The organism is Mesorhizobium sp. WSM3224, assembly GCF_000427725.1.
In the GTDB taxonomy this organism is placed as follows: Bacteria; Pseudomonadota; Alphaproteobacteria; order Rhizobiales; family Rhizobiaceae; genus Mesorhizobium.
In genome coordinates, this window is the sequence record NZ_ATYO01000002.1 from 74901 (window position 1) to 101510 (window position 26610).

26 protein-coding genes are annotated in these 26610 nt (G+C 63.8%); 17 read left to right on the top strand and 9 right to left on the bottom strand.

Annotated features, from left to right (window positions below; all coding sequences use genetic code 11):
* Positions 1 to 65: 65 nt before the first annotated feature.
* Together YU3_RS0103975 and YU3_RS0103980 are read left to right on the top strand one after the other, a co-directional pair.
* Positions 66 to 2255: an anthranilate synthase gene (locus tag YU3_RS0103975; RefSeq protein WP_027165027.1), complete on the top strand. Its 2190-nt coding sequence runs from the start codon at positions 66 to 68 to the stop codon at positions 2253 to 2255.
* 5 nt (positions 2256 to 2260) lie between these two features.
* Entirely contained in the window at positions 2261 to 3208 is a 948-nt protein-coding gene (locus YU3_RS0103980; protein ID WP_027165028.1) for a cation diffusion facilitator family transporter, read from the top strand.
* Positions 3209 to 3236: 28 nt separating this feature from the next.
* On the opposite strand, the gene YU3_RS40370 is transcribed toward YU3_RS0103980, so the two are convergent.
* Positions 3237 to 3374 carry a hypothetical protein gene (locus YU3_RS40370; protein ID WP_156913345.1) on the bottom strand — a complete coding sequence of 46 codons (138 nt, stop codon included), beginning with the start codon at positions 3372 to 3374 and terminating at the stop codon, positions 3237 to 3239.
* A gap of 9 nt (positions 3375 to 3383) precedes the next feature.
* Positions 3384 to 4484, bottom strand: coding sequence for a hypothetical protein (locus YU3_RS0103990; protein WP_027165029.1), 1101 nt, complete (start codon positions 4482 to 4484; stop codon positions 3384 to 3386).
* A gap of 100 nt (positions 4485 to 4584) precedes the next feature.
* On the opposite strand from YU3_RS0103990, the gene YU3_RS0103995 reads away from it, so the two are divergent.
* From YU3_RS0103995 to YU3_RS0104005, 3 genes are all read left to right on the top strand, one after another.
* Positions 4585 to 5019 carry a DsrE family protein gene (locus YU3_RS0103995; RefSeq protein WP_027165030.1) on the top strand — a complete coding sequence of 145 codons (435 nt, stop codon included), beginning with the start codon at positions 4585 to 4587 and terminating at the stop codon, positions 5017 to 5019.
* Between the two features lie 68 nt (positions 5020 to 5087).
* Entirely contained in the window at positions 5088 to 5861 is a 774-nt protein-coding gene (locus tag YU3_RS0104000; RefSeq protein ID WP_027165031.1) for an SDR family oxidoreductase, read from the top strand.
* 51 nt (positions 5862 to 5912) lie between these two features.
* Positions 5913 to 6224: a putative quinol monooxygenase gene (locus YU3_RS0104005; protein ID WP_027165032.1), complete on the top strand. Its 312-nt coding sequence runs from the start codon at positions 5913 to 5915 to the stop codon at positions 6222 to 6224.
* 104 nt (positions 6225 to 6328) lie between these two features.
* Here YU3_RS0104005 and YU3_RS0104010 read toward each other — a convergent pair whose 3' ends face one another.
* Positions 6329 to 7216: a LysR family transcriptional regulator gene (locus YU3_RS0104010; protein WP_027165033.1), complete on the bottom strand. Its 888-nt coding sequence runs from the start codon at positions 7214 to 7216 to the stop codon at positions 6329 to 6331.
* Between the two features lie 143 nt (positions 7217 to 7359).
* Between YU3_RS0104010 and YU3_RS0104015 the strand changes: the two genes are divergently transcribed.
* Complete coding sequence (locus YU3_RS0104015; protein WP_036257964.1) at positions 7360 to 8895, top strand: MFS transporter; 1536 nt, start codon at positions 7360 to 7362, stop codon at positions 8893 to 8895.
* A gap of 53 nt (positions 8896 to 8948) precedes the next feature.
* Here the strand turns inward: YU3_RS0104015 and YU3_RS0104020 are convergent, their stop codons facing one another.
* From YU3_RS0104020 to YU3_RS0104030, 3 genes are all read right to left on the bottom strand, one after another.
* Complete coding sequence (locus YU3_RS0104020) at positions 8949 to 9263, bottom strand: nuclear transport factor 2 family protein (protein ID WP_027165035.1); 315 nt, start codon at positions 9261 to 9263, stop codon at positions 8949 to 8951.
* A 64-nt stretch (positions 9264 to 9327) separates the two neighbouring features.
* Entirely contained in the window at positions 9328 to 10104 is a 777-nt protein-coding gene (locus YU3_RS0104025; protein ID WP_027165036.1) for an alpha/beta hydrolase-fold protein, read from the bottom strand.
* A 4-nt stretch (positions 10105 to 10108) separates the two neighbouring features.
* On the bottom strand, positions 10109 to 11275 hold the full coding sequence (locus tag YU3_RS0104030; protein ID WP_027165037.1) for an ATP-grasp domain-containing protein: 1167 nt from the start codon (positions 11273 to 11275) through the stop codon (positions 10109 to 10111).
* A gap of 530 nt (positions 11276 to 11805) precedes the next feature.
* Here YU3_RS0104030 and leuA point away from each other — a divergent pair.
* From leuA to YU3_RS0104065, 4 genes are all read left to right on the top strand, one after another.
* On the top strand, positions 11806 to 13473 hold the full coding sequence (gene leuA / locus YU3_RS0104045; RefSeq protein WP_027165038.1) for a 2-isopropylmalate synthase: 1668 nt from the start codon (positions 11806 to 11808) through the stop codon (positions 13471 to 13473).
* Positions 13474 to 13895: 422 nt separating this feature from the next.
* A complete protein-coding gene (locus YU3_RS0104050) occupies positions 13896 to 15680 on the top strand; it encodes a hypothetical protein (RefSeq protein ID WP_027165039.1) in 1785 nt (594 codons plus the stop codon).
* Between the two features lie 277 nt (positions 15681 to 15957).
* On the top strand, positions 15958 to 16761 hold the full coding sequence (locus tag YU3_RS0104060) for an alpha/beta fold hydrolase (RefSeq protein WP_027165040.1): 804 nt from the start codon (positions 15958 to 15960) through the stop codon (positions 16759 to 16761).
* A gap of 153 nt (positions 16762 to 16914) precedes the next feature.
* Positions 16915 to 17532 carry a hypothetical protein gene (locus tag YU3_RS0104065; protein ID WP_027165041.1) on the top strand — a complete coding sequence of 206 codons (618 nt, stop codon included), beginning with the start codon at positions 16915 to 16917 and terminating at the stop codon, positions 17530 to 17532.
* 153 nt (positions 17533 to 17685) lie between these two features.
* On the opposite strand, the gene YU3_RS0104070 is transcribed toward YU3_RS0104065, so the two are convergent.
* Positions 17686 to 18627: a metallophosphoesterase gene (locus YU3_RS0104070; RefSeq protein WP_027165042.1), complete on the bottom strand. Its 942-nt coding sequence runs from the start codon at positions 18625 to 18627 to the stop codon at positions 17686 to 17688.
* 68 nt (positions 18628 to 18695) lie between these two features.
* Between YU3_RS0104070 and YU3_RS0104075 the strand changes: the two genes are divergently transcribed.
* Positions 18696 to 19199, top strand: coding sequence for an NUDIX domain-containing protein (locus tag YU3_RS0104075; protein WP_027165043.1), 504 nt, complete (start codon positions 18696 to 18698; stop codon positions 19197 to 19199).
* Here YU3_RS0104075 and YU3_RS0104080 read toward each other — a convergent pair whose 3' ends face one another.
* Positions 19200 to 20186 carry a glutathione S-transferase family protein gene (locus YU3_RS0104080; RefSeq protein WP_027165044.1) on the bottom strand — a complete coding sequence of 329 codons (987 nt, stop codon included), beginning with the start codon at positions 20184 to 20186 and terminating at the stop codon, positions 19200 to 19202.
* Between the two features lie 290 nt (positions 20187 to 20476).
* On the opposite strand from YU3_RS0104080, the gene YU3_RS35990 reads away from it, so the two are divergent.
* The 6 genes from YU3_RS35990 to YU3_RS0104115 all read left to right on the top strand — a co-directional run bounded on the left by YU3_RS35990 (position 20477) and on the right by YU3_RS0104115 (position 25218).
* On the top strand, positions 20477 to 21082 hold the full coding sequence (locus YU3_RS35990) for an N-acetyltransferase (protein WP_084507910.1): 606 nt from the start codon (positions 20477 to 20479) through the stop codon (positions 21080 to 21082).
* Positions 21083 to 21109: 27 nt separating this feature from the next.
* Positions 21110 to 21871 (top strand): 3-hydroxyacyl-CoA dehydrogenase, encoded by a 762-nt coding sequence (locus YU3_RS0104095; RefSeq protein ID WP_027165045.1) that lies wholly within the window; start codon positions 21110 to 21112, stop codon positions 21869 to 21871.
* 5 nt (positions 21872 to 21876) lie between these two features.
* Complete coding sequence (locus tag YU3_RS0104100) at positions 21877 to 23064, top strand: CaiB/BaiF CoA-transferase family protein (RefSeq protein WP_051333845.1); 1188 nt, start codon at positions 21877 to 21879, stop codon at positions 23062 to 23064.
* A 36-nt stretch (positions 23065 to 23100) separates the two neighbouring features.
* Entirely contained in the window at positions 23101 to 23871 is a 771-nt protein-coding gene (locus tag YU3_RS0104105; protein WP_036257867.1) for a HugZ family protein, read from the top strand.
* A 157-nt stretch (positions 23872 to 24028) separates the two neighbouring features.
* Positions 24029 to 24367, top strand: coding sequence for a metalloregulator ArsR/SmtB family transcription factor (locus YU3_RS0104110; protein WP_027165048.1), 339 nt, complete (start codon positions 24029 to 24031; stop codon positions 24365 to 24367).
* Between the two features lie 53 nt (positions 24368 to 24420).
* Entirely contained in the window at positions 24421 to 25218 is a 798-nt protein-coding gene (locus YU3_RS0104115; RefSeq protein WP_027165049.1) for an RNA methyltransferase, read from the top strand.
* A 243-nt stretch (positions 25219 to 25461) separates the two neighbouring features.
* Here the strand turns inward: YU3_RS0104115 and YU3_RS0104120 are convergent, their stop codons facing one another.
* Positions 25462 to 26604 (bottom strand): hypothetical protein, encoded by a 1143-nt coding sequence (locus tag YU3_RS0104120; protein WP_027165050.1) that lies wholly within the window; start codon positions 26602 to 26604, stop codon positions 25462 to 25464.
* Positions 26605 to 26610 lie beyond the last annotated feature (6 nt).

Below are 26610 nucleotides of genomic sequence, written 5' to 3' on the forward strand. Positions count from 1 at the left end.
GGGCGGCCATTTGTTTTTTCAAGCCATTCCCGGGTCCGTTGCCCAAAACGCTGATGGAGACGGCAATGACGACTAAGGTTCTGGACAACGGGGCGGAGCGCTTCGTCACCGCGGGCGGCGTGACGATCACCCGCGAGCGGCACGACCGGCCCTATGAAGGCGCGATCGATGCCTATGTCGATGGCCTGAATTCCCGCCGCGGCGCGGTGTTCTCCTCCAATTACGAATATCCGGGCCGCTACACGCGCTGGGATACGGCCATCATCGATCCGCCGCTGGTGATTTCGGCGCGCGGCCGCACGATGCGCATCGAAGCGCTGAACAAACGCGGCGAAGTGTTGCTGCCGGTGATCGGCAAGGCGCTGGCTGGCTTGAGCGAAGTGACGATCGCCGAGACCTCGAAAACGCTCATTCGTCTCGATGTCGCCAAGCCCGGCCGCGTCTTCACCGAGGAGGAGCGCAGCCGCGTTCCATCGGTCTTCACCGTGCTGCGTGCCATCACCGCTTTGTTCAAGACCTCCGAGGATGCCAATCTCGGCCTCTACGGCGCCTTCGGCTACGACCTCGCCTTCCAGTTCGACCCTGTCGACCACAAGCTCGAACGCAGGGAAAGCCAGCGCGACCTGGTGTTGTTCCTGCCCGACGAGATCCTCGTCGTCGACCATTATTCGACCGCGGCCTGGACGGACCGCTACGACTATTCCGGCGACGGTTTTTCGACCGAAGGCTTGCCGCGCGACGCCCATGCCGAGCCGTTCAAGACTGCCGATCGCATCCCGCCGCGCGGCGACCACGAGCCGGGCGAATACGCCAAGCTGGTGCGCCGCGCCATGGAGAGCTTCAAGCGCGGCGACCTGTTCGAGGTCGTGCCCGGCCAGATGTTCTACGAGCGCTGCGAGACCCAGCCCTCCGACATCTCGCGCAAGCTGAAATCGATCAATCCCTCACCCTATTCCTTCTTCATCAATCTCGGCGAAAACGAATATCTGATCGGCGCCTCGCCGGAGATGTTCGTGCGCGTCAACGGCCGCCGCGTAGAGACCTGCCCGATCTCGGGCACCATCAAGCGCGGCGACGACGCCATTTCCGACAGCGAGCAGATCCTGAAGCTGCTCAACTCCAAGAAGGACGAGTCCGAGCTCACCATGTGCTCGGACGTCGACCGCAACGACAAGTCGCGCGTCTGCGAGCCGGGCTCGGTGCGCGTCATCGGCCGCCGCCAGATCGAGATGTATTCACGCCTGATCCACACCGTCGACCACATCGAGGGGCGGCTGCGCGAAGGCATGGACGCTTTCGACGCATTTCTCTCGCACGCCTGGGCGGTCACCGTCACCGGCGCGCCGAAGCTGTGGGCCATGCGCTTCATCGAGCAGAACGAGAAGAGCCCGCGCGCCTGGTATGGCGGGGCGATCGGCATGGTCAATTTCAACGGCGACATGAACACCGGACTGACGCTGCGCACCATCCGCATCAAGGACGGCATCGCCGAGGTGCGCGCCGGCGCCACATTGCTCTTCGACAGCGTTCCCGAGGAAGAAGAAGCTGAAACCGAATTGAAGGCATCCGCCATGCTCTCCGCCATCCGCGACGCCAAGACCGGCAACGCCACCGGAACCGAGCGCACCACCGCGCGCGTTGGCGACGGCGTCAACATCCTGCTGGTCGACCATGAGGACTCCTTCGTCCACACGCTGGCGAACTACTTCCGCCAGACCGGCGCCAACGTTTCCACGGTGCGCTCGCCGGTGCCGGAGGAGGTCTTCGAGCGGCTGAAGCCGGACCTCGTCGTGCTGTCGCCCGGCCCAGGCACGCCGAAGGATTTCGACTGCGCCGCCACCATCAGACGAGCGCGCGCCCGCGACTTGCCGATCTTCGGCGTCTGCCTCGGCCTGCAGGCGCTGGCCGAGGCCTATGGCGGCGAGCTCAGGCAATTGCACATCCCGATGCACGGGAAGCCGTCGCGCATCCGCGTTTCGAAGCCCGGCATCATCTTCTCTGGCCTGCCCAAGGAAGTGACCGTCGGCCGCTATCACTCGATCTTCGCCGATCCGGTGCGCTTGCCAGACGGCTTCGTGGTCACCGCCGAGACCGAGGACGGCGTCATCATGGCCTTCGAGCATCGCAAGGAGCCGATCGCGGCGGTGCAATTCCATCCGGAATCGATCATGACGCTCGGTCACAATGCCGGCATGCGCATCATCGAGAACATCGTCGCGCATCTGCCGCGCAAGGCCAAGGAAAAGGCCGCATAGGAAACATGGCCGCAACGCAGGACACGACGGCGGCCGCGGCGAAAGCCGCGAGCCGGGAGAAGGTTGCCAGGCTCGCCTTCTGGTCGATCCTCGTCGCCTGCGTCGTGCTGGTCTTGAAGCTTGCCGCCTGGTACATCACCGGTTCGGTCGCGCTCTATTCGGACGCGGCGGAATCGATCGTCAATGTGATTGCTTCGGCGGCCGCCTTCTGGGCGATCCAGGTCAGCTACAAGCCCGCGGACCAGGACCATCCCTTCGGCCATCACAAGGCCGAATATTTCTCGGCCGTGCTCGAAGGGGTGCTGATCGTCGTCGCGGCATTGCTCATCCTCAACGAGGTCTGGCGGTCCTGGCAGCATCCGGCCCCGATCGAACAGCCCTGGAAAGGTCTTGCCGTCAACGGCGTGGCGACGATCATCAACGCGATCTGGGCCTGGACGCTGATCCGCGCCGGACGGAACGCGAGGTCGCCGGCGCTTGTCGCCGACGGTCAGCACATCATGACCGACGTGGTGACCTCCGTCGGCGTCTTTGCCGGCCTTGTCGGCGCGGTGCTCACCGGCTGGCAGATCCTCGACCCGGCGCTTGCCGTGATCGTCGCGCTCAACATCCTGTGGCAGGGCTGGCATGTCATCGGCTCGTCGATGAACGGGCTGATGGACCGCGCCGTTGACAGCCAGGAGAACATGCAGATCCGCGACATCATCTCGGCCAATTCGAAGGGCGCGCTGGAGGTGCATGATCTCAAGACGCGCATAGCCGGGCGCGCCACCTTCATCGAGTTCCACCTGGTCGTCGATGCCGACATGACGGTCGGCGCCAGCCATGTCATCTGCGACCGCATCGAGGACGCGCTGAAGGCCGAGATTCCCTCGGTGCGCGTCACCATCCATGTCGAGCCGGACGACGAGGCAAAGCTGCCGAAGGGCACGACAGCGGTGCCTTTCGCGTAGGTCGAGCTTCAATCCCTCAAGCAAAAGATTAATTGAAGATGTCGTCCAGAGCTGGACGCATTTGTTCCGTTGGGCGTTCCAATACCGCCCCGACAAAATCGTCGCCGAGCGGCCCGATGAATTGATCGAGCCAGTGCCAGTCCGTTGGAAGCGTTTCTTCAATCATCGGCAAACCTCACGGCGCGCAGGCCGACTGCGGCATCGGCTGCAGCCGATAGACCTTGTCGTCGGACCTGGTCTTGCCATTCGCCGCCTTCGAGCAGAGATCGAGGACCGCGATCGCATTGTTGGGATTGGCCAGCATCATCATGCCGTTGCCGCCACGCTTGAGGAAAATCTCCTTCTGCGAGATGTCGCAGGCAAAATCGCTCATCTTCGAGCTGGCCGAGCAGCGCCACTGGTCCGCCTCGCCCTGGCAGGAATAGGTCTGCGTGACCTTGGCCCCCTTCCCCCTGGTCGTCACCGACACGGCGATGTCCGCCCCGTCCGGCCAGTTTGCGGTATCCCCGCTTGCGGCAAAAGAGGCGAGCTCGACCGACCCGCGGAAGATGCGGATCGATTGCGTCAGTTGGTTGGGATGCGACTTCAGATGCGCGTCGTCGTAATCGCGCCCGAAGCAGAACGGCTGGTCGGGCTTAAGCCGCACACGCAACGGATCTCCAAGCGCCGGGTCGATCGGATCGATTCGCGCGAACTCTGCCTTGCAGGTCTCGGCCGGCATGGGATCGAGCTTGAAATTGTCGTCCTCGCTGCCCAGCGCCTGCTCGTTGTATTTCGCCTTGCCGTCCTCCTCCTCAGCGCCTGCGTCAAGATACACGTCAGGCTGTACGTTGGTGAGGATCAGCCGGCCCCTGTCGTCGACCTTGAGCGAGGCCAGCGTGCGGTCGCATTCCATGCCGCAGCGGATGCCGCTCGACGGATCGCTCGGGTCGTTCTTGTTGCACCAGCCGCTGGCCCATTCCGGCGCCTTGGCGCCGCGCACGGTGGTGGTGAGGAAGCCGTTATAGGAGCTGTCGGCGTTGGTGGCCGGCTCCTCGTTCGGACGGCTGACCGGGTCATGGCCGTAGAAGAAGAAGATGCGCGCCACCTTCTGTTGCGGATGCGCCTTGAGATGAGCGGCATCGTAGACGCGGCCGAAGCAGGCGTCGGCTCCGTTGGAGCTGAGTTCTTTAAGGCCGAGCGCGTCGTCGGCGCGCGCCGCCCCGGCAAAAATGGCAAGGGCAGTGCAAAGCGCCGCGCCCGCCGCGGTTCTCGCTACCACGCTCCACGATGTCATATGATCCTCCTCCCGCCTACAGGACTGGCATTATGCTAGTCTAGGAGTGCCGCCCGGACCATGCGAAATTGCGCAAGTGGGCGAGTGAAGGGAGGATACCATGCTGCGCCGCGATATTTTTCGCGCCGGTCTTGCAGGCGCTGCAAGCCTTTTCAGCCTGAGCCGGGCAAATGCGGCAACAACTGAGGAAAGGCTGAAAGTGGTCTATCACCTCAGCGACGCCGACAAGGTCAACTTCGTCCTCGGCAACATCAAGAACCACTATGAAGGCACCGGCGGCAATGTCGATATCGTGCTTGTGGTGCACGGTCCGGCTCTCGCAGCCTTCAAGTCCAAGGGCGCTTCCGGCGCGGTTTCCAGCCGCTTTGCCGGCCTTGTCCAGCAGGGACTGGTCCCGCAAGCTTGCGGCAACACCCTGCACGGCATGGACATCACGCTGACCGACCTACTGGCGGGCTTCGAGGTCGCCGAGAAGGGCGGCGTCGTGAAGCTCGCCGAGCTGCAGCACCAGGGCTATGTCTATCTCAGACCCTGAATACGCTCGGACTTGAACGGCAGGCCGGCAATGGCCTACGAAAGACGCCAACCTGGAGGCCAGCCGACATGACGACACTTGCCATCCCCGATCTTGCCGGCAAGGCGGTGCTGGTCACCGGCGCTTCGACCGGCATAGGCGCAGCACTTGCCCGTGCCTACGCGGCGCAGAAATGCCGGGTCGCGCTGCACTACAATGCGAGCCGCGAGGCCGCCGAAAGCCTGGCCAAATCCATCCGCGACGACGGCGGCGAGGTGTTTGTGACCCAGGGCGATTTCTCGATTGCCGCCGATGTAGAACGCGTTGTCGAGGAAAGTGCCCAGCATTTCGGCCGGCTTGACGGGCTGGTCAACAATGCCGGCGGCATGCTCGGCCGCGTCGCCTATGCCGACCAGACCGAGGTGCATTACGACGCGGTCATGGACCTCAACGCCCGCTCGGTGCTGACCGCCTCGCGCAAGGCGATCGCGTGGCTGAAGCGCCAGGGCGGCTTCATCATCAACACGTCCTCGATCGCCGCCCGCAACGGCGCCGGCGGCGGCGCCGGCCTCTATGGCTCATCCAAGGCCTTCGTTTCCAACGTGACACGCGGCATGGCCAAGGAGCTGATCGGCTTCGGCATCCGCGTCAACGCGGTGGCGCCGGGCACTATCCTGACGCCATTTCACGAACGTTATTCGAACGCCGAGCAGATCAAGGCCATGGTCGCCACCATTCCTCAAGGGCGTGCCGGCACGGCGCAGGATTGCGTCGGCGCTTATCTGTTCCTGTCGTCCGATCTGTTGAGCGGCTATATCATCGGCCAGGTGATCGAGGTGAATGGCGGCCAGTTGATGCCGTGAGCTGGCGATTGCATACTTGATGCAGCCTGCAACCTGGAGGGAGATCAAGGCATGTACGGACTGATCGGCAAGATGCGGGCGGCGCGCGGCCAGCGCGATGCGGTCATGGATGTGCTGCGCGAAAGCACCGGCGCGCTCCCCGGCTGCCTGAGCTACATCATCGCCATCGATCCGGTCGACGCCGACGCGATCTGGGTCACCGAGGTGTGGACCGACCAGGCGAGCCACAAGGCCTCGCTGCAATTGCCGGAGGTCCAGGCCGCGATCGCCAAGGCGCGTCCCTTCATCGCCGGCTTCGAATTCCAGGTCGAGACCCATCCTGTCGGCGGCTTCGGACTGCCGTCGCAAGAAAAGGCCGGCTGAACCGCCGCGAAATCTCGACACTGCTGAGCAAGGTCGCGGCTCTGCGACCAGTCGACCTCTCCGGCGGACGCACGATCTACTGATCGCAAGCCGCCTGCTGAGACTTATCGCCCGGCCGCAAGCCGCTCGGGGAGGAAATCGACAAAGACGCGGACCTTCGGCGAAAGGTGGCGATTGGACGGCCACAGCATGCGGAATTGGCCGCGGCCGTCGACATGGCCATCAAGCACTGTGCGCAGCTTTCCGTCATGCAGCGCCTCGCGCACCAGGAAATCGGGCATGCAGGCAATGCCGAGACCGGCGAGCGTGGCGCCCTTCAATGCTTCCATGTTGTTGCAGGTCAGCATCGAGCGGATCTGCGGCGCGGCGCTCCCGGCAGTGAACGGCCAGTGCAGCAGCCTGCCGCTGTTGAGAAAGCGGAAGTGTATGCCGAAATGCGCCGCGAGATCCGCCGGCGTGCGAGGGGTGCCATGGCGATCAAGGTAGGAAGGAGCCGCGCACAGGATCATGCGAAAGGGCGCAACCGGCCTCGACACCAATCGTGAATCGGGCAGCTCGCCGCTTCTGATCGCGACGTCGATACCCTCTTCTATGACGTCGACGATGCGATCGTTGAAATCGATATCGAGCTCGATCTCGGGGTAGCGGGCCATGAATTCCGACAGCACCGGCAAAAGCAGATGATAGGTGACGATCGGGGTCGAGATGCGTAGCCGCCCATGCGGCGTTTCGCGTGTACGCGACAGCATCGCCTCCGCGTCTTCGATATCGTCGAGGATACGGCGCACCCGCTCGTTGAACAGCTTGCCCTCCTCGGTCAGGCCTATGCGCCGCGTGCTGCGTTGCAGGAGCCGTACGCCGAGCTCCTGCTCAAGCCTGGCGACGCTCTTGCCGACGGCGGAAGCGGAGATGCCGAGCGCCCGCCCAGCGGTGACGAAACTGCCGAGCTCGGCGGTGCGGGCGAAAGCCAGAAGGCCGTTCAGACGATCCATGGTGAGCCTATTCGAGCGTTCTAGTCCGGTATGACCGGAGATCTAATACTATTTTGCCGGAAATGTCGCCGGCCTATCTTGTCGTTGCAACCGGCGCCGCCATCCGCGGCACGCCAAAAATCCCGCTTCAGATGGGAAAATCCATGACTTTGATGACCAGAACCGACCCGGCCGGGAGATGGCTTGTGCTGCTGTCGGTTTGCCTTGCCGCCATGACGATGCCGTTGAGCTTCACCGGTCCCGCCGTGGCGCTCTCGCGCATTGCCGCCGATCTTGGCGGCAGTCCGATCGAGCTCAATTGGGTGACGAATGCCTTCATGCTGACCTTCGGCGCCGGGCTGATGGCTGCCGGAGCGCTGGCCGACAACCATGGCCGCAAGCGGATCTTCCTCGCTGGCCTCGCCACCTATGTCCTTGCCGCGCTGGGCTCCACGCTGGCGCCCGGCATCGTCTGGTTCGACATGTTCAGAGCCCTGCAAGGCATCGGCGGCGCTGCCGCCTTCGCCGGTGGCGCCTCCGCGCTTGCCCAGGAATTCGACGGGCAATCGCGGTTGCGCGCCTTCAGTTTCCTCGGCACCAGCTTCGGCATCGGCCTCGCCTTTGGCCCCGTTGCCTCCGGCCTGCTCATCGACGCATTCGGCTGGCGCGCGATCTTTCTTCTGGTGGCGGTGCTTGGCGTTGCCGCCGCCGCGCTTGGCCTGCGCACCGTCGCCGAATCGCGCGACCCGGATGCAACCGGGCTCGACTGGGCGGGAGCCGGCACCTTCACGATCGCGCTTGCGGCGCTGACCTGTGGCGTGCTGCAGGCGCCGCAGAGCGGCTGGGCCGATCCTCTCGTTATCGCGCTTCTCGGCCTGGCTGTTATCGGCTTTGCCGCCTTCGTCATTGTCGAGCGGCGCATGCGCCGGCCGATGCTGGACCTGACGCTGTTTCGCTTCCCGCGTTTCGTCGGCGTGCAGTTCCTGGCCGCCGCGCCCGCCTATGCCTTCGTCGTCCTGCTTGTGCTCTTGCCGATCCGTTTCATCGGCATCGAAGGAATGAGCGAGATCAAGGCGGGGCAATTGATGATCTGCCTCTCCGGACCGCTGCTTGTATTGCCGCTGCTCGCCGGCCAGGCGGCGCGCTGGATCGCTCCGGCCACGATCTGTGGTGTTGGCCTGCTCGTCGCGGCGGCCGGCCTTGTATGGCTGAGCCGCGTGCCGGCGGCGGACGGCGCGCTGGTGGCCCCGCTGATCCTGATCGGTATCGGCATCGCCTTGCCTTGGGGACTGATGGACGGACTTGCCGTCAGCGTCGTGCCGAAGGAGCGCGCCGGCATGGCAGTAGGCATCTTCAACACCACCCGCGTCGCCAGCGAGGGCGTGGCGTTGGCGATCGTCATGGCGACGCTGTCGGGCTTCACCGCCACGCAGCTCGGCGCCCAGGGATTGGCCGCCCCTGCCGAAGCTGCCGCGGCGGCCCAGTTGCTTGTCACCGGCAGTGTCGGCGAAACGGCGCAGCATCTGCCCACGGCGGGCGCTGCCTTGCTGGTCCATGCTTACGAGACGGCTTTCGACCGGCTGCTCTTGGTGCTGGCGACGATCACCGTGATTACCGCCGTCATCGTCTTTGTCGGCCTGCGTCGCGGATCGGCGGCGGAACAAGACGTCACTCCTCTCCCGGCTTGCCAGGAAGGTTAGCGGTCAGGCGAGTCGCTTCCGAGGCTGCGGGAAGCGGCGCGGCGCCTCCGGCCTCAGCTGATGACCAGGCTTGCGATCCGGTCGCCGTCGAGCGTGAAGGCCATGTCGCCCTCGCCGTTGAAGCCATTGCCGGTCACGGCGACGCGGGCATGGTAGACGCCGTCGCGCTCCGCGACGCGCACGATGCGAAGGTTGGACTGCACGCCGATATTGTCCGACTGGTTCCACCGCGCGACCCCGTCGCGGCCATGGAAATCGCGACCCCAGTCGCTCAGGAACGCGTCGTCGGTGAATGTGCCCAGAAAGAGCTCGGTATCGCCGGCGTTGGTGGCTTCGACAAAACGGCGGATCGGATCGGGGGTGGTCATTGGTCTGTGCACTCAAGGTGTGTTGAGATTCAGATCAGGCCGGCATCGCCTGAATAGGCATAGCTTAGTCGAGCCTGTGCATCAGGTCGTCATCCAGCCAGCGGCCGAAGAAATAGACCAGTTGCTTGTGCCACCATGGCCAGTCATGGCTGACGTCGCCGCCCCAATAGTCGACCCAGGCGGGAATGGATTTGTCGCGGAGCACCTGTTCCAGTTCGCGCGTCTCGACCAGCATGCGCTCTTCCCAGGCGCCCTGCCCGCAGCAGAAGATCAGCCGCAGCGCCCTGAGCCGGCCGAGCAGCTTCTGGTCGACGATGCCCGGCAGATAGTCGAGCGGCGAGTTGAAATAGATGTTGCCCTCCAGCGTTCGGCCGAAAAAGTCGCGGGCCGAATAGACGCCGGACAGCGAGATCACGCCGCTCGCCAGTTCCGGAAAGCGGAACACGAAATTCGACGAGTGGTAGCCGCCCATCGAACACCCGCAGAACAGCGGCTTCAGGCTGCGTCCGCCATTGGCCTTGGCGGCGATCGCCTGCAGCTCCGGCAGCGCCTCCTCGCGCAAATAGCGGAAATAGGCCTCGTGGCGGGCGATGCGATGCGCGGCATCGGCATGCTTGTCGAAGAAGGATTCCGAATCGACGCCGTCCAGCGTGAACAGCTGTATACGGCCGGTGTCGATGAACTCGCCAAGTGCTGCGACCCCGCCCGAATCCTCGAACTGGTAGAAGCGTCCCTGCGAGGTCGGGAACACCACCACCGGGCGCCCGGCATGGCCGTAGCGCTTGTATTCCATATTGCGTCCGAGATTGCGGGCATGACCCTTGTGATAGGAGATGTCCATCGGTTCAGGCCTTTTCCGCGTGGATATAGTCGACCGCCTGGCGCAGCGCCTTCCGATCTTTCGAACGCATCTGATAGGCGTAATTGCCCATTGCGCGGCTGAAGACGTCTTCGATGGCCTGATGATGGACGATCTTGTCGCCATGGGCGGCTAGCACGTCCGCATGGCTGTGCAAATAATCGATATGGCGCTTGCGGCTGGCATAGGCGGTGAAATACTTGCCCTTGTAGGGGCCGCCGGCGGCATCCTTGACCACCATGTCGGCCCATGCGGCATAGACGTCGATGTCGAACGTGTAGTTGATGGCGTCCGTCATCCAGGCGCCCGGCGGGCGCATGTTGACCTCGAGCGCGATGACGCGATTGTCCTTGGTTTCGAACAGCTCGATGTGGAAGAAGCGCTCGCGCACGTCGAACGCTTTCAGGATTTTCCGGCCCGCCTCCTCCACCGCAGGCGTGATCTCGGGGAAGCAGGTGTAGCTCATATGGCGGTCGCGGTTGACCGCGTCCATGATGCTCTGATCGTAACGGTGGCTGGCAGCCAACACCACCTCGCCGTCCCGATTGACCAGTCCGTCGAAGGTCACCACCAGCCCCTCGATGAACTGCTCCATGACGAAAGTCACGCCCTCCGGCTTGTCCCTGAAGAACTGGTCGAGTTCCCTGGCGTTCGAGATCTTGAAGGTGTGGGAGGCGCCGGAACCCGAATCCGGTTTGACCACAACCGGGTAGCCGACACGGCGGATGAAGGTCATGGCGCCCCCGCGGTCGGAGCATTTGCGTTGCGGAATGGTTTCGACGCCGCTCTTGCGGAAGAAGGCGCGCATGCGGCTTTTCCGCTTCAGGTTCTTCACGAAGTCGAGCTTGGTGCCGAAGATGTTGAAGTCGGTGCGGATGTTGGCCTCGAGTTCCAGCCAATGCTCGTTGAGCGACTCGAAGCGGTCGATGCGGCCCCATTTGTGGATGAAATGCCCGATCGCCCGGAACACGGCATCGTAATCTTCCATGTCGGCGATGCGGTAATATTCCGAAAGCGCCGCCTTCAGCTTGCCATTCAAGGTCTCGTAGGGCGCATCGCCGATGCCGAGCACGGTGGCGCCGGCCTTTTTCAGCCGGTCGCAGAAATCCGTGCCGTTGGCCGGGAAATGCGGCGAGAAGAACACGAAATTCATGGACGGCCCCTCCCCGGAGCTTCGCGCGGTAGCCAAGCCTTCGTAGTCAAGTCTTCGTGGTCAAGTCTGGCGCATTTGCGAGGCGCGGGGAAGACTATCCGCATCGGCGATCATATTGGACACAATGCGTTCGTCCATGCGTTCCGCCCATGCGTCCCGCTTGCCTCCGCCGGGCCGCTCCTGTAAGAGAACCGCCATGACCACGCGCGTCCGCTCCGTCGCTTCTCCTCGCACCGGCTTTGCCGGCGAGACCGCGCGCGCGCTCGCCTCGACCCTGCTTCTTCTCGGCCTTATCGGCGATCGCCGGGTTCGCTGAAGGAGCGCCCGGCGGTCGAAACCGCCGCCTAAGGCGCATGCTCCTTGGCCAGACTTTGGCAAAGTCACATCAAGCGAACGAATTTTGGTAAAGGCGACGCTCGCCACCCATCCGCCTGAAGCGGGCATGCGGGCCGCCGGGAGAAATGACGATGAACGCACGAGAAGAAATCCGCACCGGCGAGGCTGAAAGCCGGAAGCGCGCGGCCGGCCACATGCCGGATGCGGCACGTAAATATCAATCCTACCCGACCGTCGGTCTGACCGACCGTACCTGGCCGAACAAAATTATCGACAAGGCGCCGATCTGGTGCTCGGTCGACCTGCGCGACGGCAACCAGGCGCTGATCGACCCGATGGGCCATGAACGCAAGGCGCGCATGTTCGCGCTGCTCATCGACATGGGCTTCAAGGAAATCGAGATCGGCTTCCCCTCGGCCTCGCAGACGGATTTCGACTTTGCCCGCTGGTGCATCGAGGAAGGCGGCGTGCCGCAGGATGTATCGCTCCAAGTGCTGGTCCAGTGCCGGCCGGAACTGATCACGCGGACCTTCGAGGCGCTGAAGGGCGCGAGCCGCCCGATCGTGCATTTCTACAATTCGACCAGCGAGCTGCAGCGCCGCGTCGTCTTCGAAAAGGACGTAGCCGGGATCAAGCGCATCGCCACCGACGCCGCCAAGATGATCACAGACATGGCCGCCAGAGCCGGCGGAGGCTTCCGCTTCGAATATTCGCCGGAGAGCTTCACCGGCACCGAGCTTGAGGTCGCGCTGGAAATCTGCAACGCCGTCACCGAGATCGTCAAGCCGACCCCCGACAACAAGCTGATCATCAACCTGCCCTCGACGGTCGAGATGTCGACGCCGAACATCTATGCCGACCGCATCGAATGGATGTGCCGCAACCTCGACAACCGTGAAAACCTGATCGTCTCGCTGCATCCGCATAACGACCGCGGCACCGGCATCGCCACCACCGAGCTCGGCCTGATGGCTGGCGCCGACCGCGTCGAAGGCACGCTGTTCGGCAATGGCGAGCGCACCGGCAATGTCGACATCGTCACGCTGGCGCTCAACATGTTCACCCAAGGCGTCGATCCGGAGCTCGACTGCTCGGACATCAACCGGATGAAGGATGTCTACGAATATTCGAACCAGCTGAAGATCCCGGAGCGACATCCTTACGTAGGCGAATTGGTTTACACCGCCTTCTCCGGCTCGCATCAGGATGCCATCAACAAAGGCATGAAGGCGCTGAAGAAGGCCAACACGCCGATCTGGGAAGTGCCTTATCTGCCGATCGATCCGGCGGATGTCGGCCGCACCTACGAGGCGATCATCCGCATCAACTCGCAATCCGGCAAAGGCGGCATCGCCTATGTGCTGCATGCCGACTACGGCCTCAACCTGCCGCGCAATCTGCAAATCGAGTTCAGCCAGGCGATCCAGGCGATCACCGATGCGGAAGGCAAGGAAGTGCCGGTCAAGCGCATCCATGAGCGCTTCCTCGAAACCTATGTCGACCAACCCGGCGCGCGGCTGAAATTCCTCGATCACCGCACCTATCCCGACACCGAGGTGAAGGGCCGCCGCATGGTCGAGGCTGACATCATCGACAATGGCAAGGAAATGACGATCACCGGCTCCGGCACCGGCCCGATCGACGGCTTTGTCGACGCGCTCTCGCGTCATGTCGGTGTCGACATGTCGGTGCTCGACTATTCCGAGCATTCCCTGCAGCGCGGCTCCAATGCCTCGGCGATCTCCTATGTCGAGATGGAGTATCCGGGCGGCAAGCTGTTCGGCGCCGGCATCAACACAAACATCGTCGCCGCCTCGCTGGAGGCCGTTGTTTCGGCCGCCAACCGGATCATCGGCCGCTAGAGCAATTCCTGGAAAGCGTGAAACGTCAGGCTTGGCGACTTCGCCGTAACCTCCGTCCGGAATTGCGACAAGACAAAGAGATAGAGCGGTTTGCCGTTTCCGCGAAACGGCAAACCGCTTTAATGCATGTCGCCCAAAAGTGCGCAGCGGTTTTGGGAGAACGACATGCATCAAAACAAAGACTTAAAAGCGCGTCGCCTGAATCCGTTTCGACGCGACGCGCTTTTAGGCCGCCCGATCTGATCCAGCGATGGAGCGTGGCGCACGCGCTTCAAAGACGGGCGCGAAAGCCTGCCATTCGTTAACCGGCATGGGAATTTCCGGTGGGCTTACGCGATCGCATAATAGAAGCATCCTTGTGCGCCGGCGCGAGCGCTATATGATCGCTCCCTAACCTGTGCCGACTTCGAAAGGTTCGACACTTGGAGCATGCCCCGCCTGCCGCCCCCGCAGTGCGCGAGACATTGGAGCGACTGCTTGCCAGCGAAACGTTCGGACGCTCCGAGCGTGCCCGCAGGCTTTTACGCTATCTGGTCGAACGCGAGCAGGCCGGCGAGGCCGACAGGCTGAAGGGTGTTTCCATCGCCATGGACGTCTTCGGCAAGGACGGCGATTTCGACGCCTCCACCGACGCCGTGGTCAGGGTCCAGGCCGGTCGCCTGCGCGAACTCCTGGAGCAGTATTTCGCTAATGAAGGTGTCGCCGAGCCGGTGCGCATCGCGATTCCGCGCGGCGGCTATGTCCCTTCCTACGAGCTGAACGCAATCCGGCTGCCTCGCGACGCCAGGTCCACTACCGGCAACATCGCGCAGCGGCCCGACGCATCGGCCGAAGCCGCTCCTGCCGCAACCGAATATTTCGATAGCCCCGCGCCGGGCGAGCCCGTGGCGCTCATGGCGCCGGCGGCACCGGCACAGTCGCTCACGCGGCAACTGCGATTCTTCTGGGCTGCCATGGCTCTGGTCATTGTCATGCTCGGCGTGCTCATCGTTCGTCAGAGCAATGCCTTCCTTGGCGGCGACGCGGCCGCGACGGTCGAAACGGCGGCTATAGGCGGCGCCGCCCAGCCGATATTCGACTCCTTGCCGCTGATCTACATTGCCGTGAAAGCCGACGGGGCGGAGGCGGCTCGCGTCGCATCGTCGCTGCGCGCCGGCCTTGCCGGTTTCGACACCATCGATTTCATCGGGCGCGATGCGGATTCAACGCGCGACCAGTCCGCCGATCCGATCAGTTTCGTCTTCGATGTTGTTCCAGGGCCCGCCGCCGGTGACGTCACGGTCGAATTGCAGAGCGTTGCGACGGGCCGGGTTCTGTTGTCGCGCAACCTTACCTCCACCGACACCGCGCCTTCGGCTGTCGAAAGCAGCATCGCCAGCCTGCTGACCTCGACCGTTCCGGCGTCCGGCGCGATCTACAGCTATATCGATCAAAGCGGGGTCCGGACGAGCCAGATCGGATGCCTGGTGCTCAGCGATCGGTACTATCTCGACCAGAGCGCCAAGACGCACGAGGCCGCCTATCGTTGCCTGGAAAAGCTGGTCGGCGAGAACACCAAGTCGTCCCTGGTCTATTCCGAGCTCGCCTCCCTGCATCTGGAAGCGGCGACGAACCACTACGCCTACCCGCCCGGCGCCAGCATCGAGCAGGCCATGGCATTCGGCCATCGCGCCATTCAAATGGGACCGATGAGCCCGCACGCGCACCGCGCCTACGGCTTTTTCAACAGCCGCCTGGGCAATACGGACGAAGCGACCCGATGGATGCGCAAGGCCTACGAACTCAACCCATACGACCTCGGCATGGCCGCAGCCTATGGCTACGGACTGATCTTCGCCGGCAAGTATGATGAGGGAACGCCGATCCTGGGCCGCGCGGTCGAAGCCTTCAGCGGCCACCCGACATGGTGGGATTATGGCCTGTTCGTCGGAGCCTTCATGCAAGGCGACTTGAAGAAGGCCGCTACCGCCAGCGAGTCGCTGCGCACAACGGCATCCAAGCCGCATTATCTGGCCGCGCGCCTGATCGGCGCCAGGATTTCGGGCCGTGACAAGCTGGCAAACGAGCTTGCCAACGAACTCACCGCCGAATTCCCGAATTTCGCCGCCGACCCGCGCGCGACATTCGCCGACCGCAAATACCCTGCGGATCTCACCGATCGGCTGGTGCAATCCTTGCGTGCCGCAGGGATCGGCAACCCGAGCTAATGCATGTCGCCCAGAAGTGCGCAGCGGTTCTGGAACAACGACATGCATCAAAACAAACACTTAAAGCGCGTCACCTGAATCCGTTCCAGCGCGGCGCGCTTTGGCACACTTCCGTCCGTGTGGGCCACCCGGAATTCTGAAAATATTATGATATGCTAATGTATTATATCGTACGAATCGCTTCGGTCGCGAAAATTTTACTGGCCATCGGTCTCGATCGGGAGCAATTCAGCCATAATTTCAAATAGCTGCCTGCCTTGCTCAGCGTTCCATTTTCATGCCTCCATTCCCCTATGCCGCCGAAGGCGGCGCTGGTCCGAAGACGATCATCTTGCTGCACGGCTTCGGAGCTTGCAGTGAGATCTGGCGCGACGTTATGGCGTCGCTGGCCGCGGAGGCGAGGCTATTGGTCTATGATCTGCCGGGCCATGGTCATTCACTGGAATGCGAAGGCATGGGCGGCGCCAAGCCGGCCGCACGAGCCATCCTCGCCGATCTCGCCGCCCGCCAGTCGGGCAAAATCCATCTCGTCGGTCACTCCATGGGCGGAGCGATCGCCACGCTGATGGCGCTTGCCGAGCCCGGCAGAGTGGCCTCGCTCACTTTGTTGGCGCCCGGCGGCTTCGGCCCGGAAATCAACGCAACCTTGCTGCGCCGCTATGCTGCCGCAGCCGGCAGGAAACAGGTCCGCGCCAGCCTCGCAGCCATGTTGGGCCCGCGGAGCGTGCCGCCCGACCACGTCGTGGACGCGCTCTGCCGGATGCGCAGACGGCCTGGCCAGTTGCAGACCCTGATCGATATGGCCGCAGCGATGACCAGGGATGGCCGGCAAGGGGTCATCCCCGGCGCGCAACTGGATACGCTCGACATGCCGGTGATGGTTGTTTGGGGAGCGGAGGATCCGCTCCTGCCTGTCGAGCAGACCGAGGCCCTGCCGTCGCACTTCCATCTGCACCATGTGCTTGACGCGGGTCACATGCTGGTCGAAGAGGCTCCGGACCTGGTTGCCGAGATCGTGCGCCGCAACACGCGACGGCGCGCCAGACGGTTGCGTCCGGCGCTGGGTGCCGCGGCGAGCTGATTGCAAAGCGATTTCCTGCTGGCTCCGGACCAGCTCGAAAATATCCGCGACGGGTCTCCGGCTGGATCGAAGCAGTCGTGCGGCTTGTCGTCGGCAGTGCATTTTGCCGGCGACTGTGTTAACTCGCTGTTAACCAACAGCGAGGCTGCCGCCATGATGGACGCAGGCGACAAAATCACCCCGAGCGAGCCGTCGCGAAAGCTTTCGGACGCCATACGCGACGTCAAGAACGCCTTCGCCGACCGCGATGACGTGGTCGTCGACATGCGCGAGGCGCACCGCATGCGGCTCGATCTCTTGGCAGCCGAGCTTGCCCCGGTCTTTGCCGATGTTCCGGCCGAAATGGACAGCTTCGACTTCGCCGTCTCGTCGGGCCTGCAGCCGCGGCTATGGATCGATGCGGTGAGCCACGTCGCCATGGGACGCGACCGCCGCACCTACCGCTTTCTCAAGGATACCCGCGTCGGTCGCGTGGTGCTGGCCGAATCGACCGATATGAAAACCGTCGCCGATGCGGTGACGCGCTACGTGGCGGAGCGTGTCGTCGAGCGGCAGCATGTGATAGAGGGCGGCATGGAGAGCGCTGTTCACGGCCTGCATCGTCCCGTGGTCCAGGAAGCGGAGCCGCCTATTCGATCCGAGACCCGTCGCAACGGCTGGACGACCTTCTTCGCCGGCCTCGGCCTCATCGCCGCTGGCGCCCTTGTCGGCCTGGCGGTTTCGCTGGCGTTGTTCTGGGACCGCATCATGCAGATGAAGATCAGCTTCTGACCTGGGCAAATTCCGGGAGAAGCGCGGAACGGTTGGGCTCGGCGCCTTCGCCGTAGCCCTGCGTCCGCAATCAAAAACAAAGAGACGGGTCAGTCCGCCGTTTCTATTAAAGCGCGTCGCGTCTAAACGCTGCGCACTTTTGGGCGACATGCATTAAACTGCGAGCTGCCCTATCCGGCGCGCGGCGCCGGCCGGCACGTCGAGGTCCATGGTTTGAAGGTCCGAAGGCGGGATGGCCGGGCCGGTCAGGCCGCGGCGTATCAGGCGAAGACGCCAGCTACCCTTTTCGCCATCGATTTCGAACATGTTGTACTGCGCCGCCGGGTGCTTGCCGCCGGGCGCCTGGCCAGCGGCGGCAACCCCGACCACCGGCACCTTGGCGCCACGTGGACCGATGGTGAACAAGGACGGCAGGTGAGAGTGGCCGTGCAGGACGAGTTCCGCGCCATGCTGGCGAATGATCTTATGGAAACGGGCAATGCCGAACAGCCGCTTGTGCTGCGGGACCGCGCCGCGCACCGGCGGGTGGTGGATCATGATGGCCCGAAACAGCCCTTGTTTCGACGTATCGTCGAGAATCTGGCCGAGCCGCTCGGCCTGCCCCTCCATGAAGAAGCCGTTTGCCATGAAGGGCGCGGTGGCGCGCGCCGTGGTGATGCCGATCAGCGCGACGTTGCCGCGCACGCGCAGATACGGAAAGGAATTGCGGTCGACCGGACTGTTGACCCCGTCGCCCGTCATCCAGGGAGCCCACGCCCGGCAGACCTTGTCGAAGGCGCCCGGCACATAGGCGTCGTGGTTGCCGGGAACCACGGAAACGTCGTGCGGCGATCCAAGCGTCTCCAGCCAGTGCTTCGCCATCTCGATCTCGCCGTCGAGCGCCAGGTTGACGAGGTCGCCGGTGACGGCGAGGTGGTCGGGCGCACCGGCCTTGATGTCGGCGACGAGAGTGTCGATCACCGCGTCATGCATATGGCGGCGGCGGTTGCGCTGCCAGTTGACATAGCCCAGCACGCGCTTGGACGCGAGGTCGCGATAGGTTACATCGGGCAGCGGTCCCAGATGAGCATCGGAAATATGCGCGAGCCTGAACATGGTCCTTTCTTAAGCGACGCCGACGAGGCTTTCCACTCACCGTTTGCTGTTCGCCTGGGGATCGTTGGATGAATGGCCGAACCGATCCGGACGAGGTATTCCGCCAGACCGGCTGGCCGGGGCTGCGGGCAAGGCTGTTCCATTTCTATTTCCTGCTGCGCCGGCCGATGACGCTTGGCGTGCGCGGGCTGGTTTATGACCGTGCCTCCAATTCGGTTTTCCTGATCCGCCACACCTATGTTCCGGGATGGCAATTGCCGGGTGGCGGTGTCGAAGCGGGCGAGACGCTGGAAGAGGCGTTGGCGCGCGAGCTCGCCGAGGAAGGCAACATCGCCCTGACCGCTCCCCCGGCGTTCAAGTCGATGCATTTCAACCGCCACTCCAGTCGCCGCGACCATGTCGGCTTATATCTGATCGAGGCCTTCAGCCAGAAGGCGCCGAAACTGCCGGATCATGAGATCGCCGAGGCGGGATTTTTCCCGCTTGAACGCTTGCCGGAAGATACGACGCCGGCGACGAGGCGACGGTTAGCTGAGATTTTCGGCCGCGAGCGGCCTTCGGCTTACTGGTAGTCACGCCGCCTTTCTGAACCTGCCCCGGTCATGCGGCGCGGCGTAATCAAGCTCCGGCCCCAGCGGAACGATTCTCGTCGGATTGATCGATCTGTGGCTGCCGTAATAATGCGCCTTGATGTGCTGCAGGTTGACAGTGCCCGACACGCCGGGCACCTGATAGAGGTCGCGCAGATAGTTCGACAGGTTCGCATAGTCGGCGATGCGGCGCAGATTGCATTTGAAGTGTCCGACATAGACCGGATCGAAACGAACCAGCGTGGTGAACAGCCGCCAATCCGCCTCTGTGATGCGATCGCCCGCCAGATAGCGCTGTCTCGACAGCCGCTCCTCGATCTCGTCGAGCGCCGAAAACAACGCGCTGAACGCTTCCTCATAGGCTTTCTGCGTGGTGGCGAAGCCGGCACGATAGACGCCGTTGTTGATCGCCGGATAGACCAGCGCATTGATCTTGTCGATCTCAGCGCGCAGCGCCGCCGGATAGAAGTCGAGGCCCGCATCGCCCCACTCGTCGAAGGCGGAATTGAGCATCCGGATGATCTCGGAGGATTCGTTGTTGACGATCGTCTTTTCCTGCTTGTCCCACAGCACCGGCACCGTCACGCGGCCTGAATAGGCCGGATCGGCCTTGGCATAGATCTGGTGCAGGAAATCGAGGCCGTAGAGCGTGTCCCCTGTGGCGCCGTCCTCGGCTTTGAAGGTCCAGCCGTTTTCGCCCAAGAAGTGGTGCACAACCGACACCGAGATGATGCCGTCGAGCTTCTTCAGGGCGCGGAAGATCAGTGTGCGGTGTGCCCATGGGCAGGCGAGCGAGACATAGAGATGATAGCGGCCGGGTTCCGCCTTGAAACCGCGTGTGCGGCCTTCTGCCGGCCTACCGTCGCGCGTGATCCAGTCGCGCCATTGCGACTCCGTCCGCACGAACCGCCCGCCGCTGTCGGTATTGGGCGAGCGATCCTGCCATTTGCCTTCGACAAGCAATCCCATGTGAAAATCTCCCTGTGGCTTGCATTATCTAGGCTGACGGCCGGGCTGGCGAACCCCCTCAGGCGCTGAACAGTTCGTCAACGACGAACCAGTTCGTCAAACGACATGAAAGAAAGGCGAAAAGCGCCGATTGCAGCGGCGCAAAATTGGTGCTAGCGGAGGCGCCCATGTTCGACTTTGCCTCGATCCGGTTTGACCGACGACGACAGGGCGCCCGCGCTTAGCAAGCGCTGACTGGCGAACGCTGCCGCTTTGCAGCAACCTTCCTCGCATACCGGAACGCAAAGACCATGAGCCTTGCCGACGTGAAATACCTGCCGGAAACCCCGGCGCATGATGCTGAAATCGAAGCCATCAACGACGAGGCCTTCGGCCCCGGTCGTTTCGTGCTTGCCGCCTACAAGATCCGCGAATCGGGAGGGCATGACCGCTCGATGTCGTTTGTCGCCGTCAAGGACGACGCGGTGATCGCTTCCGTGCGCATGACGCGCGTGGCGGCGGGCGCCGGACGCGCCATGATGCTCGGCCCGCTTGCGGTGCGCCCTTCCTTCAAGAATCTCGGCATCGGCCGCAAGCTGGTCGCGATTGCGCTGGAAGCGGCGAGGAAGGCCGGCGCGCCTGCCGTCATTCTGGTCGGTGACGAGCCATATTACGGACCGCTCGGCTTCAAGCGCTTTCCGCGCGGGCAGATAACCCTGCCGCGCCCGGTCGATCTCGACCGGCTGCTGCACCATGAAATCAAGCCGGGCGCCGTCGCCCGCTTTGCCGGCGATGTCTGTCACGCCGACACGACAAGGATTGCGGAATTCGTCCCGGCTTTGGCGCGCTCGGCTGCCAATGCGCAACCGTCGATGGACCCTAGCATTGCGATTGTGCCTCCTTTGCAGGCTTCGTAGCATAACCCGAAATCCTGGGAGGCTTGCATGAACCCGAACGGCCAGATCGCGATCGTCACCGGCGGCGGATCGGGCCTTGGCGAGGCGACGGCGCGCGCGCTTGCGGCCAAGGGTGCCCGTGTCGCGATCCTCGACGTCGGCATCGAGCGCGCGGCGAAAGTCGCGACCGACATCGGCGGCATTGCCGTGCAATGCGACGTCGGCAGCGGCGACAGCGCCACGGCCGCAATCGCCGAGGTGGCTGAAAAGCTCGGTGAACCGCGCATTCTGGTCAATTGCGCCGGCATCGCCATCGGCGTGAAGACGATCGGCAAGGACGGACCCCATCCGCTCGACCAGTACCGCAAGGTGATCGAGATCAACCTGATCGGCACGTTCAACATGATCCGCCTCGTCGCCGACCGGGCTGCCAGGCTCGATCCATTGAGCGGCGGCGAGCGCGGCGTCATCGTCAACACCGCTTCGGTTGCCGCCTATGACGGCCAGATCGGCCAGGCCGCCTATGCGGCTTCCAAGGGCGGCGTTGTCGCCATGACGTTGCCGGTGGCGCGCGACCTCGCCCGCTCTGGCATTCGCGTCTGCACCATCGCGCCCGGCATCTTCAAGACGCCGATGATGGCCGGCATGCCGCAGGAGGTTCAGGATTCGCTCGGTGCTTCCGTGCCCTTCCCGCCCCGGCTCGGCGAGCCGTCTGAATATGCGGCCCTTGCCCTCCACATCGTCGAGAACCAGATGCTCAACGGCGAGACCATCCGGCTCGACGGCGCCATCCGCATGGCGCCGAAATAAGCGGGATGACTGGCTCGCCGACAGGCGCCGGTGTTCCCAGCGAAAAGACCGGCCCGCTCGCCGGCTTGAAAGTGATCGAGCTGGCCGGGCTCGGTCCGCTGCCGCTTGCCGCCTTGATACTGTCCGAGATGGGTGCCGAGGTGCTACGCATCGAACGCGCCGACGCCGGCCAGCCGCTTTTAAGCCTGCCGGAAGAATACGATCTCGACCGCCACGGCCGTTCCATCCTCAAGCTCGACCTGAAGCGTCCGGCGGGCGTGGAACTGTTGCTGCGCTTGGCGGCACGCGCCGACCTGCTTGTCGAAGGCTTCCGTCCCGGCGTGATGGAGCGGCTTGGCCTCGGGCCTGACGACCTGTTCCAACACAATCCGGCGCTGATCTATGGCCGCTTGACCGGCTTCGGCCAGGATGGGCCGCTGTCCGGCCGAGCCGGGCATGACATCACCTATCTCGCCTATGCCGGGCTGCTGCACGCGATCGGCAGGCGGGAGGCGCCGCCGGTGCCGCCGCTCAACCTCGTCGCGGATCAAGGCGGCGGCGCTATGACGCTGGTCGCCGGCGCGCTCGCCGCGCTTTTCCAGCGTTCGCTGACGGGGAAGGGCCAGGTCATCGATGCCTCGATGATCGAGGGCGCCTCGATGCTCGCGGCGCCGATCCACGCCTACCTGGCGGCGGGTCTCTGGAGCGACAGGCGCGGCGAGAACCTGCTCGATTCCGGCGCGCCGTTCTACGACACCTATGGGACGGCGGACGCAAGGCACATTGCAGTCGGCTGCCTCGAGCCGCGCTTCTTCGCCGAATTCGCCAGGCTGCTGCCGCTCGACGGGCATTTTGTCGGCGGCCAATACGACAAGTCGCTATGGCCCGCGATGCGCGCCGCCATTGCCGGCCGGGTCAGGGAGAAAACGCGCGACGAATGGGCCGAGCTTTTCGCCCCGACCGATGCCTGCGTGGCGCCCGTGCTGTCCCTGGTCGAAGCCAGGCACCACCCGCACAATCGCGCCAGGCAGTCCTTTGTGAAGTCCGGCCGGCTAGAGCGTCCGGCGCCGGCGCCGCGTTTCTCGCAAGGCTTACAAGCGCTTGCCGCGGTGCCTACCGCCGCCGATCGCGAGCCCGCAGGCATATTGGCCCGCTTCGGCTTGAACGAACAGGAAATCGAGGCCCTTGCAAAGGCGGGTATACTCGGCCGATAACCGGACAATGGAAATCAACTTATCCCGGGTGAGCTTGTGACCGAGCCGAAAAAAGATGTCATTCGCGACACCGACGCCGAGGCGATCAGGCTGGCGAAAACCTTGATCCGCTCAGCGCGTTTCGGCGCGCTCGCTGTGATCGAGCCCGGCACCGGCGCACCGCTGGCAAGCAGGGTTGGCGTCGCCACCGACATCGACGGCGCGCCGCTGATCCTGATCTCGATGCTGTCCGCGCATACCGGTGCTCTAATCGCCGATCCGCGCTGCTCGCTGCTGCTTGGTGAACCCGGCAAGGGTGATCCGCTTGCGTATCCGCGCATCGGCCTGGCATGCCGGGCACGGCGGCTGGAACAGGGATCGGCCGATCAAATCCGAGCCGAACGGCGCTACCTCAACCGCAATCCGAAAGCAAAGCTCTATGCCGGGCTCGGCGACTTCTCGTTCTTCCGGCTCGAGCCTGAGCGCGCCAGGCTGAATGGCGGCTTCGGCAAGGCCTATCTTCTCGACCGCGATGATTTCATCACCGGCGGTCCCATTGTCGAAGAGTTCGCCGGCAGCGAACAGTCCGCGCTCGACCATATGAATGCCGATCATCGCGACGCGATTGCCCTTTATGCCCGTCATTTCGGCCGCGCCGAAGGCGAAGGGTGGATCGCCACCGGCTTCGACGCCGACGGCATGGATCTCGCCACTTCGGATGCGACCTGCAGGATTTTTTTTCCCCAACCTCTGCGAACGGCCCACGAATTGCGCTCCGTGCTGGTCGAGATGGCCAAGACGGGACGCGCGGCAGAGCAAGAGCGATAGTTGATCGCGCACCGGGGAAAGCAACGCTTGAGATTTAAACGAAATGATCTACCTTGTAATGACGCTGATTCAGCAGCGCCTATCGACATCTGAACATTGTGGAATCAGGCGCCATTGCCCCCTGGCGTCAGGATGAGCCAGGACCCTTGGGGGATCGATGATCTCAAATAAGCTAATCGCCAATGCGGAATCGGCTGCCGCCTTTCTCACTCTTATGGGCAACGAAAAGCGCTTGCTGATCGTGGCCCATCTGATCGACGGCGAAATGTCGGTCGGCGCCATCGCCGAGAAGGTGCAACTCAGCCAGTCCGCGCTGTCGCAGCATCTCGCCAAGCTGAGGGCGCTCGATCTCGTCGAGACCCGGCGCGACCGCCAGATGATTTACTATTCCTGTAAATCCGAGGCGGTTCGCGAATTGCTGCGCATGCTGGAAGGCATTTTCGGCGACGGCGACCTTTCCCAGATGGCCTATCGATTGCGCCGCGCCGGGGCTTGACCCGCGGCTCCAGTCGCTCATTACCTCGCTGACAAACCCTCGGCGAGGCATGTGTGAACCTCATCCCTATCGACGATCCCCGGGACCCGCGCGTCGCCGCCTATCTCGACATCCGCGAGCGCGACCTCGTCGGCCGGCACGGCCGCTTCGTCGCCGAAGGCAAGGTGGTGCTGGACCTCTTGCTGTCGACCGGGCGCTTCGCCGCCGAGTCGGCCCTTGTCCTCGAAAGCCGGCTGGCCGGCCTGCAGGCGGTCTTGCGCAAGGCTCCCGCGGATTTTCCGGTCTATGTCGCCGGCGGCGAGGTCACGGACCGGATCGCCGGCTTCCACATGCATCGCGGCATCCTGGCGATCGGCGTGCGTGGCGATCCGGCACCTGCCGAGGTTCTGGTGGAAACCTTGCCCCGGCGCGCCTTGGCCGTCGTCCTGGTCGGCATATCCAATCACGACAATATGGGGGCGATCTTCCGCAATGCCGCGGCCTTCGGCGCGGACGCGGTGTTGCTCGACCGGACCTGCTGCGACCCGCTCTACCGCAAGGCAATCCGCGTTTCGGTCGGCGCGGCGCTGAAAGTTCCCTTCGCGTCCTTCGGCGATAGCGCAACCTTCATCGCGGCGCTCGACCGGCTCGGCTTCAGCCAGTTCGCCCTCTCGCCGCGCGGAACCGTCGATATCCGTGCCGCGGAACGTTCGGCCAGGCTGGCGCTCTATCTCGGCACCGAAGGCGAAGGCCTGCCGCCGGATCTGCTCGCCAGGCTGCACACGGTGAGGATCGGCATGGCGGAGGGCTTCGACAGCCTGAACGTCGCCGCCGCGTCGGCTATCGCCCTGCATCACTTTTCGAAGCGGTAGTGGTCCCGACCTGGAGCCGAACAGCTGCGACGCTTTGAGGTGTGTTGAGATTCAGGTCAGGCCGAGTCGAAAATGGCGGATTCCAAGAACCGGCCTACGCCGGCCGTAGCCTTCGTCGGGCGGAAACACTTATGAAGGCTTCGGCCGGCGAAGGCCGGAGCGGAGCGTACTTAATGTACGTGAGCACCGGAAGCGCAGGAACCCGGCATTTGCAGGCCGGCCTCACCTGAATATCAACACACCTCAGTTGGCCGAGCCGGCCTTCTGCAGCGCTCTTACCCGGTCGGCAAGGCTGATGCCGCCCCCATTTTTCTGCCCGTCGCCCGCCAGGGCCTTGGCGATAGGCGAATCCGGCCCGTCGAGTTTCATCGTCAGATTGACGACCTCGGCCGCCAGTTCGTTCATTTGCTCGCGAAGGCCGGCGCCGGGGGGCGCGTCGCCTGCCGGTTCGGACATTGCCGTCCCCGAGGCGGCAAGGTCGGTTTTCAGCTGCTTGTTCTCGCGCGACAGCGCCGTCAGCCTTGCCTCCAGCCGTTCCCGATCGCCCTCGAGCCTGGCGATTGCCCTGTCGACATCGTCACCTTTCGCATCGGCGCCGGCAGCCAGCCGCGCAACGCCGTTCGCGGCGGCGGTCTCCTTCGAACGGTCGCGCATTCGAGCGAGGTCCTTCTCGCGCCGGTCGAGCTTTTCCTCGCGGTCGGCGAGCGTGGCAAGCAGCCGCTCGACCTTCTTCTCGAGCTCGGCCGTTTTCCTCTTCTCGGCCTTCAACGCTTCGCGCGCGGCCCTGCTCTCCGAAGCGATCTCCTGGTTTCGCCTGTCCGCCTCCTTGCGCTGACTGCGCAGCGTCGCGATGTCGCTGGCGAGTTTTTCCAGCTCCGATTCGCGGGCAACCAGCTCGATCTGGCGGTTCGAGGACGAGAAGCTGGCGTCGTCATACATCTGCTCGAGCTTCTGCAACTCCAGCGCGCGCTTCTCCAACGCCCGCTCCGTCTGCGCATGCTTTTCCGACAGGCGGTGCAAATCCTCCTCGCGCTGCCTGAGCTCCGCATTTTTGGCCTGCAGATCGGAGAGCGCCTGGTTCTTGTCTTTCTTTTCGACCGCGAGCCCCTTCAAGGCCTCGTGCCCGCGACCGATCTCGACCAACTGCTCGGCCACCTTCTCCTGCAGGTTTTTGACGGTTATCTCCAGCCGGCGCGTCGTCATGGCATATTCCGCCCGTACCCGGTCCTTGTCTGCCAGGATCTCGGCGGACGTCAGCGGCAGCGAGGCCTCGAGGCGCCTGCGTGTCAGGACAACGGCCCGCCGCCAGACCGCCGGCGCGATCAGCGACACCAGAAAAACGGCGCAAAGGAAACCGAGGACGAAGAACAGAACCGACTGGACCAAGGCGTG

What these genes read in the sequence shown, in the direction of transcription:
- YU3_RS0104030 (WP_027165037.1), bottom strand. Translation starts at nt 11,275, where the DNA reads ATGAATTTCGTGTTCTTCTCGCCGCATTTCCCGGCCAACGGCACGGAT.
- YU3_RS0104100 (WP_051333845.1), top strand. Translation starts at nt 21,877, where the DNA reads ATGACTGGCTCGCCGACAGGCGCCGGTGTTCCCAGCGAAAAGACCGGC.
- YU3_RS0103975 (WP_027165027.1), top strand. Translation starts at nt 66, where the DNA reads ATGACGACTAAGGTTCTGGACAACGGGGCGGAGCGCTTCGTCACCGCG.
- YU3_RS0103990 (WP_027165029.1), bottom strand. Translation starts at nt 4,484, where the DNA reads ATGACATCGTGGAGCGTGGTAGCGAGAACCGCGGCGGGCGCGGCGCTT.
- YU3_RS0103995 (WP_027165030.1), top strand. Translation starts at nt 4,585, where the DNA reads ATGCTGCGCCGCGATATTTTTCGCGCCGGTCTTGCAGGCGCTGCAAGC.
- YU3_RS0104000 (WP_027165031.1), top strand. Translation starts at nt 5,088, where the DNA reads ATGACGACACTTGCCATCCCCGATCTTGCCGGCAAGGCGGTGCTGGTC.
- YU3_RS0104005 (WP_027165032.1), top strand. Translation starts at nt 5,913, where the DNA reads ATGTACGGACTGATCGGCAAGATGCGGGCGGCGCGCGGCCAGCGCGAT.
- YU3_RS0104015 (WP_036257964.1), top strand. Translation starts at nt 7,360, where the DNA reads ATGACTTTGATGACCAGAACCGACCCGGCCGGGAGATGGCTTGTGCTG.
- YU3_RS0104065 (WP_027165041.1), top strand. Translation starts at nt 16,915, where the DNA reads ATGATGGACGCAGGCGACAAAATCACCCCGAGCGAGCCGTCGCGAAAG.
- YU3_RS0104025 (WP_027165036.1), bottom strand. Translation starts at nt 10,104, where the DNA reads ATGGACATCTCCTATCACAAGGGTCATGCCCGCAATCTCGGACGCAAT.
- YU3_RS0104020 (WP_027165035.1), bottom strand. Translation starts at nt 9,263, where the DNA reads ATGACCACCCCCGATCCGATCCGCCGTTTTGTCGAAGCCACCAACGCC.
- YU3_RS0104075 (WP_027165043.1), top strand. Translation starts at nt 18,696, where the DNA reads ATGAATGGCCGAACCGATCCGGACGAGGTATTCCGCCAGACCGGCTGG.
- leuA (WP_027165038.1), top strand. Translation starts at nt 11,806, where the DNA reads ATGCCGGATGCGGCACGTAAATATCAATCCTACCCGACCGTCGGTCTG.
- YU3_RS0104080 (WP_027165044.1), bottom strand. Translation starts at nt 20,186, where the DNA reads ATGGGATTGCTTGTCGAAGGCAAATGGCAGGATCGCTCGCCCAATACC.
- YU3_RS0104110 (WP_027165048.1), top strand. Translation starts at nt 24,029, where the DNA reads ATGATCTCAAATAAGCTAATCGCCAATGCGGAATCGGCTGCCGCCTTT.
- YU3_RS0104070 (WP_027165042.1), bottom strand. Translation starts at nt 18,627, where the DNA reads ATGTTCAGGCTCGCGCATATTTCCGATGCTCATCTGGGACCGCTGCCC.
- YU3_RS0104010 (WP_027165033.1), bottom strand. Translation starts at nt 7,216, where the DNA reads ATGGATCGTCTGAACGGCCTTCTGGCTTTCGCCCGCACCGCCGAGCTC.
- YU3_RS0104095 (WP_027165045.1), top strand. Translation starts at nt 21,110, where the DNA reads ATGAACCCGAACGGCCAGATCGCGATCGTCACCGGCGGCGGATCGGGC.
- YU3_RS0103980 (WP_027165028.1), top strand. Translation starts at nt 2,261, where the DNA reads ATGGCCGCAACGCAGGACACGACGGCGGCCGCGGCGAAAGCCGCGAGC.
- YU3_RS40370 (WP_156913345.1), bottom strand. Translation starts at nt 3,374, where the DNA reads ATGATTGAAGAAACGCTTCCAACGGACTGGCACTGGCTCGATCAATTC.
- YU3_RS0104060 (WP_027165040.1), top strand. Translation starts at nt 15,958, where the DNA reads ATGCCTCCATTCCCCTATGCCGCCGAAGGCGGCGCTGGTCCGAAGACG.
- YU3_RS35990 (WP_084507910.1), top strand. Translation starts at nt 20,477, where the DNA reads ATGAGCCTTGCCGACGTGAAATACCTGCCGGAAACCCCGGCGCATGAT.